7 protein-coding genes and 1 tRNA gene are annotated in these 9,857 nt (G+C 61.1%); 4 read left to right on the top strand and 4 right to left on the bottom strand.

The features are described from left to right. Window positions 1-69: 69 nt before the first annotated feature. The 4 genes from FHK92_RS22370 to rluD all read right to left on the bottom strand — a co-directional run bounded on the left by FHK92_RS22370 (window position 70) and on the right by rluD (window position 4,824). Window positions 70-145 (bottom strand) — tRNA-Asn (locus FHK92_RS22370). A 298-nt stretch (window positions 146-443) separates the two neighbouring features. Next, window positions 444-3,008, bottom strand: coding sequence for an ATP-dependent chaperone ClpB (gene clpB / locus FHK92_RS22365; RefSeq protein WP_181290028.1), 2,565 nt, complete (start codon window positions 3,006-3,008; stop codon window positions 444-446). Between the two features lie 131 nt (window positions 3,009-3,139). Beyond that, window positions 3,140-3,865: a peptidoglycan editing factor PgeF gene (pgeF, locus tag FHK92_RS22360; protein WP_181290027.1), complete on the bottom strand. Its 726-nt coding sequence runs from the start codon at window positions 3,863-3,865 to the stop codon at window positions 3,140-3,142. Beyond that, complete coding sequence (rluD, locus tag FHK92_RS22355; protein ID WP_181290026.1) at window positions 3,862-4,824, bottom strand: 23S rRNA pseudouridine(1911/1915/1917) synthase RluD; 963 nt, start codon at window positions 4,822-4,824, stop codon at window positions 3,862-3,864. Before rluD ends, pgeF begins: the two co-directional genes overlap by 4 nt. Before the next feature lie 151 nt (window positions 4,825-4,975). On the opposite strand from rluD, the gene FHK92_RS22350 reads away from it, so the two are divergent. From FHK92_RS22350 to FHK92_RS22335, 4 genes are all read left to right on the top strand, one after another. Continuing rightward, entirely contained in the window at window positions 4,976-5,992 is a 1,017-nt protein-coding gene (locus FHK92_RS22350; RefSeq protein WP_181290025.1) for an outer membrane protein assembly factor BamD, read from the top strand. Window positions 5,993-6,114: 122 nt separating this feature from the next. Then, on the top strand, window positions 6,115-6,348 hold the full coding sequence (locus FHK92_RS22345; protein WP_181290024.1) for a PP0621 family protein: 234 nt from the start codon (window positions 6,115-6,117) through the stop codon (window positions 6,346-6,348). After that, complete coding sequence (locus FHK92_RS22340) at window positions 6,338-7,927, top strand: two-component system sensor histidine kinase NtrB (RefSeq protein WP_181290023.1); 1,590 nt, start codon at window positions 6,338-6,340, stop codon at window positions 7,925-7,927. Before FHK92_RS22345 ends, FHK92_RS22340 begins: the two co-directional genes overlap by 11 nt. Beyond that, entirely contained in the window at window positions 7,924-9,270 is a 1,347-nt protein-coding gene (locus FHK92_RS22335; RefSeq protein WP_181290022.1) for a sigma-54-dependent transcriptional regulator, read from the top strand. Before FHK92_RS22340 ends, FHK92_RS22335 begins: the two co-directional genes overlap by 4 nt. Window positions 9,271-9,857: the final 587 nt, after the last annotated feature.

Below are 9,857 nucleotides of genomic sequence, written 5' to 3'. Positions count from 1 at the left end.
GATTCGAACTCCTGACATCCTGCTCCCAAAGCAGGCGCGCTACCGGACTGCGCTATACCCCGATTGAAATGGCTCCGTGACCAGGACTCGAACCTGGGACCCAATGATTAACAGTCATTTGCTCTACCGACTGAGCTATCACGGAACTGATATTTCAAGTTACTGCATTGAAGCTAGCTTCAACCTCTTCACCCGTCTGCATCGCTGCGTTCGTGTGTCTGAGGCGCGCTATTCTACAATCTTCAAAACCTCTGTCAACCCCTTAAATTGCTTTCAAGACAATGATTTGCAACTTGTTTTAGGCTCCCTCTCAGTGAGAAGTGACCTTGGGGGTGACGTACTGCGGGGCGCACTTTACAAGCCTTTTCCTTAGAGTTCAACGGCCTGATGAAAAAAATGGCCTCGCAAGACGAGGCCATTCCAATCACCGGCAGCGCCGGTCTTCAGTTGAAAACGATTTCGTCGTTTTCCACCGTACCGGTCACGGTTTCGCCCGGCATGAACCGGCCGGACAGAATCAACTGCGCCAACGGGTTTTCGATCCAGCGCTGGATCGCTCGCTTGAGCGGCCGCGCGCCGTAGACCGGGTCGTAACCCACCGCAATCAGCTTGTCCAAAGCCTCATCGCTCAGTTGCAGCTTCAGCTCGCGCTCGGTGAGACGGCTGCGCAGGCGACCCAGCTGGATCTCGGTGATGCCGGCGATCTGATCACGGGCCAACGGCTCGAAGATCACCACTTCGTCCACACGGTTGATGAACTCCGGCCGGAAGTGCGTCGAGATCGCATCCATCACTGCGGCACGTTGCGCCTCGCGGTCACCCACCAGCTCCTGGATCTGCGTCGAGCCCAGGTTGGAGGTCATCACAATCACCGTGTTGCGGAAGTCCACCGTACGGCCGTGGCTGTCGGTCAGGCGACCATCCTCCAGCACTTGCAGCAAGATGTTGAACACATCCGGGTGCGCCTTCTCGACTTCATCGAGCAGGATCACCGAGTACGGCTTGCGCCGCACAGCCTCAGTCAGATAACCGCCCTCTTCATAGCCGACATAGCCCGGCGGTGCACCGATCAGCCGCGCCACGGAGTGTTTCTCCATGAACTCGGACATGTCGATGCGCACCATGGCTTCCTCGGTATCGAAGAGGAATTCGGCCAACGCCTTGCACAACTCGGTCTTACCCACGCCGGTCGGGCCGAGGAACATGAACGAGCCGCTCGGACGGTTAGGGTCCGACAAACCGGCACGGGACCGGCGCACGGCGTTGGACACTGCTACCACTGCTTCTTCCTGGCCGATCACACGTTGGTGCAACAGGCTTTCCATCTTCAACAACTTGTCGCGCTCGCCTTCGAGCATCTTCGAGACTGGAATGCCGGTCCACTTGGACACCACTTCGGCGATTTCTTCCTCCGTGACCTTGCTGCGCAGCAGCTGGTTTTCGCTCTTGCCGTGCTGGTCGACCATCTGCAGGCTGCGCTCCAGGTCGGGGATCACCCCGTACTGCAGCTCGGCCATGCGGTTGAGGTCGCCTTTACGGCGGGCCGCTTCCAGTTCCTGGCGGGACTGTTCGATCTTCTGCTGGATCTGCGCAGAACCCTGGACTTCGGCTTTCTCCGAGTTCCAGATTTCCTCTAGATCGGAATACTCGCGCTCGTGGCGAACGATTTCTTCCTGCAACCGCTCCAGACGCTTTTTCGCTGCTTCGTCGCTTTCTTTCTTCAGGGCCTGGGATTCGACCTTGAGTTGAATCAAGCGTCGCTCCAACCGATCCAGCACTTCCGGCTTGGAGTCGATTTCCATGCGGATACGGCTGGCGGCCTCGTCGATCAAGTCGATGGCCTTGTCCGGCAACTGACGGTCGGTGATATAGCGATGGCTGAGCTTGGCCGCCGCGATGATCGCGCCATCGGTGATCGCCACTTTATGGTGAACCTCGTAGCGCTCCTTCAGGCCGCGCAGGATCGCGATGGTGTCTTCTTCACTCGGCTCCTCCACCAGCACTTTCTGGAAGCGCCGCTCCAGGGCCGCGTCTTTCTCGATGTACTGGCGATATTCATTGAGGGTGGTCGCACCGACACAATGCAGCTCGCCGCGAGCCAGCGCAGGCTTGAGCATGTTGCCGGCGTCCATCGAGCCTTCGCCCTTGCCAGCACCGACCATCGTGTGCAGTTCGTCGATGAACAAAATGATCTGCCCTTCCTGCTTCGACAGTTCATTGAGCAGGGCCTTGAGCCGCTCTTCGAATTCGCCGCGGTACTTGGCGCCAGCGATCAGCGCCCCCATGTCCAGAGACAACAGGCGTTTGCCCCGCAGCCCATCGGGCACTTCGCCGTTGATGATGCGCTGGGCCAAGCCTTCGGCGATGGCGGTCTTGCCCACGCCAGGCTCACCGATCAGCACCGGGTTGTTCTTGGTACGACGTTGCAGGACCTGGATGGTGCGGCGGATTTCATCGTCACGGCCAATCACCGGGTCGAGCTTGCCTTCCTCGGCGCGCTTGGTCAGGTCAACGGTGTATTTATCCAGGGCCTGGCGGGCTTCCTCGTGGTTGGGGTCGTTTACGGCATCGCCGCCACGCAGGTTGTTGATGGCGTTTTCCAGGGCTTTCTTGCTCACGCCTTGGCCGAGCAACAATTTGCCGAGTTTGCTGTTCTCATCCATCGCGGCGAGCAGCACCAGCTCGCTGGAAATGAACTGGTCGCCCTTCTGCTGGGCCAGGCGGTCAGCCTGGTTGAGCAGCCGCGCCAGATCCTGGGACATGTTCACGTCGCCGGTGGGGTTCTGGATCTTGGGCAGTTGGTCGAGTTCCTTGGCCAACTCTTTGCGCAGGCTGTTGACGTCAAAGCCCACCTGCATCAGCAGGGGCTTGATGGAGCCGCCCTGCTGTTCGAGCATGGCTTGCATCAAGTGCGCCGGTTCGATACCGGGATGATCCAGGCCGACGGCCAGGGACTGGGCGTCGGACAGGGCCAATTGCAATTTGCTGGTTAAACGATCAATACGCATGGGTCACCTTCCTAATGAGCAGGCCGGACCTAGAGAAACATCCTGAATGAAGAAACCTGCCAGATACCGCTATAGATGTGGTCGATTCTGGAAGATTCAAGCAACGCGCTGTTGATGCAGATCAGGGGAGTCTAGCGTTCAAGCCAGATCAGGGAGGCGAAACGACCGGTGCGCGGATTGCGCCGGTAGGAAAAGAAGCGAGGATCGGTCACGGTGCACAAGCCGCCACCATAGACTGCGGTTACGCCACGTGCCGCCAGGCGCAGCCGTGCCAAGGCGTAGATATCCGCGAGGAATTTGCCAGCATTGGGGCTTGGCGCAAAGGCCTGGGCCGTCGACGGAAGACGGGCGATGAAGGCTTCGCGCACTTCCGGGCCGACCTCAAAGGCTTGCGGGCCAATGGCCGGGCCAAGCCAGGCGAGAATCTCTTCGTTGGGCTGCTGCAGGCTGTCGAGCGTAGCCTCCAGCACCCCGTTCGCCAGCCCCCGCCAACCGGCATGGGCTGCCGCGACATGGGTGCCGGCACGATTGCAGAACAATACCGGCAGGCAATCCGCCGTCATCGCCGTGCAAGCGATGCCCGGCGTGGCGCTCCAACTGGCATCGGCGGTGATGACTTGGGCCGGATCAGCCTCGACCACATCGATGCCATGCACTTGCTGCAACCAGGCCGGACGCATGACGAAGTGATCAGTGAGGCGACGACGGTTTTCGGCAACAGCCGCAGGGTTGTCGCCCACATGATCGCCCAGGTTGAGGCTGTCGAACGGCGCCAGGCTGACGCCGCCCTCGCGGGTGGTGACGCAGGCCTTGACCCGGGCCGGCGCGGGCCAGTCGGGTATCAGCCAGTCACTCATCCGATGAACGCCTCGCGGTCCTGCTTGAGCAACGTCAGCAGCCAGACGAAATCATCCGGCAACGGCGACTCCCAGCTCATGCGCTTGCCGGTCGTCGGGTGATCCAGCTCCAGGAAACGTGCGTGCAGCGCCTGGCGCGGGAAATTCTTCAGCGATTCGACCATGGTCTGGCTGGCAGCCGGCGGAATGCGGAAGCGACCGCCATAGGCCGGGTCGCCCACCAATGGGAAATTGATGTGGGCCATGTGCACGCGAATCTGGTGGGTACGGCCGGTTTCCAGCTTGACCCGCACATGCGTGTGGGAACGGAAACGCTCCAGCACGCGGTAATGACTGACCGCCTGCTTGCCACCTTCCATCACCGCCATGCGCTGGCGTTGCTGGCCGTGACGGCCGATCGGCGCGTTGATCTTGCCGCCAGCGGTGACTACACCGATCACGATGCACTCATAGATGCGGCTGACGCTGCGGCTTTGCAGTTGCGTGACCAGTTGTGTCTGCGCCTGGATGGTCTTGGCGACCACCATCAGGCCGGTGGTGTCCTTGTCCAGGCGATGCACGATACCGGCGCGAGGCACATTGATGATGTCCGGCACGTGGTGCAACAAGGCGTTCAGCAGGGTACCATCGGCATGACCGGCCGCCGGGTGAACCACCAGGCCCGCAGGCTTGTTGATCACCAGGATGTCGTCATCTTCATAGACGATGTCCAGGGCGATGTCCTGGGCGACCCATTCTCCCTGGGCCTCCTGCTCGGCGGTCAGCTCGAGGATGGCACCGCCATGGACGATGTCGCGCGGACGGATCACCGCCCCGTCCACCGTCAGGCGGCCGTCCTTGATCCAGGCGGAAAGGCGCGAGCGCGAATGCTCAGCGAAGAGTTGGGCGGCGACTTGATCGAGGCGTTGGCCGCCCAAATCGGACGGCACCTCTGCGCGAAGTTCTATTTTATCGGACATGCTCGGACTGGGCGTCGGCACAGCCTTTGGTTTCGGCTGCGCGCTTGTGGTTAAATACGGCGTCTTTTGCCCCGAGGCTTTTCAACGGGGCGCTCATCATAACAGGACGGCCCCGCCCAAGACAGCGGCCGTCATAGGGACGCAAGCCGCCATGCAAGTGAAACACCTGCTGCTGATCGCCATCCTCGCATTGACTGCTGCTTGCTCGTCGAAGGAAGTCGTAGACGAAAACCTGAGCGAAGTCGAACTGTACCAACAGGCGCAGAACGACCTGGACAACAACAGCTATACCAGCGCCACCGCCAAATTGAAGGCGCTGGAGTCGCGGTATCCGTTCGGTCGCTACGCCGACCAGGCGCAGCTGGAGTTGATCTACGCCAACTACAAGAACGCCGAGCCGGAAGCGGCCAAGTCCGCCGCCGAGCGCTTCATTCGTCTGCACCCGCAGCACCCGAACGTCGATTACGCCTACTACCTCAAGGGCCTGACCTCCTTCGACCAGGACGTCGGCCTGCTGGCGCGCTTCCTGCCGCTGGACATGACCAAGCGTGACCCGGGCGCCGCGCGCGACTCCTACAACGAGTTCGCCCAGCTGACCAGCCGCTTCCCCAACAGCCGCTATTCGCCTGATGCCAAGCAGCGCATGATCTACCTGCGCAACCTGCTGGCTTCCTACGAAATCCACGTGGCCGACTACTACCTGACCCGCCAGGCCTACGTTGCCGCCGCCAACCGTGGCCGCTACGTGGTGGAAAACTTCCAGGAAACCCCATCGGTCGGCGACGGCCTGGCGGTGATGACCGAAGCCTACCAGCGCCTGCACCTGGATGAGCTCGCGGCCACCAGCCTGGAAACCCTGAAGCTGAACTACCCGGACCACCCTTCCCTGGTCGACGGCCAGTTCACGCCGCGCGTCGACGAGGCGGACAACCGTTCGTGGCTGAGCAAGGCGACACTGGGCATGATCGAATCCCGTCCACCGTTGCCGCCGGGCGAAACCCGCGCCAACCAGGACGTACAGCGCCAGTTCCAGGACGCCAAGGAAGCGATTCCGAACGAGCTCAAGCCAAAGGACGAAAACGGCGACGTGATCGAAGAACCCGAGCCTGAGAACGAGTCCGGCGACCGTTCCTGGTTCAGCCACATGACATTCGGCCTGTTCGACTAAGACTAGGCCCGACAAAAAAGGAGACTCGCGAGTCTCCTTTTTTGTGCCTGGGTTTTATTGCGCTGTGCGCCGTTCCAGTCCTTGGCTAAACTGCCTGATCTCTAGCCAAAAAGCCGCCCATCATGCTTCGTCTACTGTTCTGGATCGCCCTGATTGCCGCCGCGGTATGGTTCTGGCGCAAATTCAAGGCCAGCACTTCCGCGCCCAACGCAACCCGTGAACAGGACGCGCCGCCCATGGTTCGTTGCGCCCATTGCGGCGTGCACCTGCCACGGGATCGCGCACTGACGCTCCAACAGCAATGGTATTGCAGCCAGGCTCACCTTGAGCAAGGCCCAGGCACTCGTGAGCGCTGAAGCCCCGCTCCCTCGCGTCAAACAGGCGCAGCGCCTGCTGCGTCTTTATCACCTGTACCGCCTCAGCATCGGCATCACCCTGGTGCTGCTGATTTCCAGCAACATGGACAACCGCCTGCTGGAGTTCGCCAACGACGATCTGCTGCGCAGCGGCAGTTGGTTATACCTGGTACTGAACATCCTGCTGGTGGTGTTTCTGGAAAACACCCGCCGTCCTGCCCAGTTGTTCGGCCTGGCATTGACCGACGTCCTGCTGCTGTCGTGGCTGTTCTTCGTCGCCGGCGGCGCCCCCAGCGCCATTGGCAACCTGATCATCGTCTCGGTGGCGATCAGCAACACCTTGCTGCGGGGCCGAATCGGCCTGTTGATCGCCGCCGTCGCCACCCTGGGCATCGTTGGCTCGACGTTCGTGCTCGGTCTCAGCGATTCGAGCCGACCCAGCAGCTATCTGCAAGCAGGCACCCTGGGCGCCCTGTGCTTTGCCGCCGCGTTGCTGGTGCAGCGCCTGACCCGACGACTGGAAGCCAGCGAAACCCTGGCCGAGCAGAAGGCCAGCGAGGTGCTCAGCCTCGAAGCCCTCAATGCGCTGATCCTGCAGCGCATGCGCACCGGCATCCTGGTCCTGGATCGCCAACGCAGGGTTCAACTGGCCAACGAAAGCGCCTTGAACCTGCTGGGCATGCATGACCTGGTCGGCCAACGGATCGACGATTACTCCAGCGCCTTGGTCGAGCGATTGCAGTTGTGGCTGAACAACCCCAGCCTGCGCCCGCAAAGCCTGACCATCAGCGGCACGGGCCTGACCCTGCAACCCAGCTTCATCGCCCTCGGAGCGGAGGATCAGCAACAGATCCTGATATTTCTCGAAGACCTGGCCCAGGTAGCCCAGCACGCCCAGCAATTGAAGCTCGCATCCCTTGGGCGTCTTACCGCCGGTATCGCCCATGAAATCCGCAATCCGCTGGGCGCAATCAGCCACGCCGCGCAATTGCTGCGCGAGTCCGAGGAACTGAACGACGCGGACCGGCGTCTGACGCAGATTATTCAAGATCACTCCCAACGAATGAATCGCGTCATCGAAAACGTTCTGCAACTGTCCCGTCGCCAGCAAACCGCCCCTCAGCGCCTGGATTTGCGAAGCTGCCTCGAACACTTTGTCCGGCAGGCCCGCGAAAGCGCGGAAGGACATCAACAACTTCACCTGAGCATCGACCCCGGCGACTACATCACGCTCATGGACCCCGACCAGCTGACCCAAGTGCTCGACAACCTGTTGCGCAACGCCTGGCGCCACAGCGCGCTGGTCCATGACAAGGCCGAGGCCTGGCTGAAGCTGTTCGTCGATCCCCATAGCCAACTGGCCACGCTGGACATCATCGACAACGGCCCAGGCGTAACGCCCGACCAGCAGGCGCACCTGTTCGAACCTTTTTTCACCACCAGCAGCCAAGGCACCGGCCTTGGGCTCTATCTGTCCCGTGAGCTGTGCGAAAGCAACCAGGCCCGCCTAGACTTCAAACCACGCCATGGCGGCGGTTGCTTTCGCATCACCTTTGCTCACGGACGGAAACAGATTTGAATACACGCTCACGGCAAAGAATCCTGATCGTCGATGATGAGCCGGACATCCGCGAACTCCTGGAAATCACCCTGGGCAGGATGAAACTCGACACCCGCAGCGCCAAGAATCTCAGCGAGGCCCAATCCCTGCTGGCGGCCGAAACCTTCGACCTGTGCCTCACCGACATGCGCCTGCCCGATGGCACAGGCCTGGAGCTGGTCAAACACATCCAGCAACGGTATTCCCAACTCCCCGTGGCGATGATCACCGCCTATGGCAGCCTGGAAGTCGCCATCGATGCCCTGAAGGCTGGCGCCTTCGATTTCCTGACCAAACCAGTCGATCTCACTCGCCTGCGGGAATTGGTCGGTAGCGCCCTGCGCCTATCACCGGGCACCACGCCCGGCGCGACCGTCGAACGCGCTCTGTTGGGTGATTCGCCGCCAATGCGCGGCGTGCGCAAGCAAATCGAAAAACTGGCCCGAAGCCAGGCGCCGGTCTATATCAGCGGCGAGTCGGGCAGTGGCAAGGAATTGGTCGCCCGCCTGATCCATGAACAAGGGCCGCGCGCCGGCCAGCCTTTCGTGCCGGTCAACTGCGGGGCAATTCCCACTGAACTGATGGAAAGCGAGTTTTTCGGCCACCGCAAAGGCAGCTTCAGCGGTGCTATCGAAGACAAGCCCGGGTTGTTTCAGGCCGCCCACGGCGGGACGCTGTTCCTCGACGAAGTAGCCGACCTGCCGCTGGCGATGCAGGTCAAGCTCCTGCGCGCCATCCAGGAAAAAGCCGTGCGCGCCGTCGGCGGCCAGCAAGAAGAAGTGGTGGATGTGCGGATCCTCTGCGCCACTCACAAAGACCTCGACGCCGAAGTCGCCGCCGGGCGCTTTCGTCAGGATCTGTATTACCGACTGAACGTCATCGAACTGCGCGTCCCGCCCCTGCGTGAACGCCGTGAAGACATCGAGCCACTGGCCAACTACATGCTTCAGCGCCTGGCCGCCAGCACTGGCAATCCGGCGGCAAAGCTGCATCCAGCGGCACTCGACGCGCTGCGCAATTACCGTTTTCCCGGCAACGTGCGGGAGCTGGAGAACATGCTCGAACGGGCCTACACCCTCTGCGAACGCCAGCAGATCGAGGCCGATGACCTGCGCCTTGCCGAGAGCAACGTTGCAGGCGATGTGGCCAATCCCGATCTGGTGTGGGTCGATAATCTGGAAGATTATCTGGAAGACGTCGAGCGCAAGGTCATCCTCCAGGCGCTTGAGGAGACCCGCTGGAATCGCACGGCGGCGGCACAGCGGTTGAAGTTGTCGTTTCGGTCGATGCGGTATCGGTTGAAGAAGTTGGGGTTGGATTAGCTCATAGCGGGGGGGGTGTGATTACCGCAGAGCATCGTCTACCGCCCGGTCACGGCAACCGCCAGAACTCGTCGGAAAATTCGGCTTGGATCAGGGAGTTGTCCGACCATTCCCACAAAGGCTGGTTGGCTGGCTGTGAGGCGGTGTGTATATCCGTTTCTGCGGTAACGGCTGCTGGCGGTTCCGCTCTTACAGCGGGTCACTTTTGGAAAGAGCGCCAAAAGTAACCAAAAACGCTCTGCCCCACCACTCGGCACCTCGCCTAGGCTCGGTGTGCCCTCACTCCGGCATTGCTCCGTGGGCCCGCCGCGATGGGCCATCCATGGCCCTGCGCGGCTATCCCGGCATCCATGCCGGGATGCCCACTGCGCAATGCCTGCGTTCGGCCAGCGTGGTTTAACGGGGCGCCAAGATCAAGATCAAGATCCAAAGCAAGAGCAAGAGCAAGAGCAAGAGCAAGAGCGCGGCGTCAGCCAGGATTTATTTAGCTGAACCACCGCTTTCGCGAGCAGGCTCGCTCCCACATGGTTTTGCAGATATTCACACATCTGCACACAACCCAAAAACCTGTGGGAGCGAGCTTGCTC

Origin of the sequence: Pseudomonas brassicacearum subsp. neoaurantiaca, from assembly GCF_013608025.1 — a bacterium.
Lineage (GTDB): Bacteria > Pseudomonadota > Gammaproteobacteria > Pseudomonadales > Pseudomonadaceae > Aquipseudomonas.
The sequence above is the reverse complement of the archived record's forward strand: the minus strand, read 5'-3'. Positions and strand labels throughout refer to the sequence as shown.

Coding starts and splice junctions, on each gene's coding strand:
- clpB (WP_181290028.1), bottom strand. CDS start 3,008: ATGCGTATTGATCGTTTAACCAGCAAATTGCAATTGGCCCTGTCCGAC.
- pgeF (WP_181290027.1), bottom strand. CDS start 3,865: ATGAGTGACTGGCTGATACCCGACTGGCCCGCGCCGGCCCGGGTCAAG.
- rluD (WP_181290026.1), bottom strand. CDS start 4,824: ATGTCCGATAAAATAGAACTTCGCGCAGAGGTGCCGTCCGATTTGGGC.
- FHK92_RS22350 (WP_181290025.1), top strand. CDS start 4,976: ATGCAAGTGAAACACCTGCTGCTGATCGCCATCCTCGCATTGACTGCT.
- FHK92_RS22345 (WP_181290024.1), top strand. CDS start 6,115: ATGCTTCGTCTACTGTTCTGGATCGCCCTGATTGCCGCCGCGGTATGG.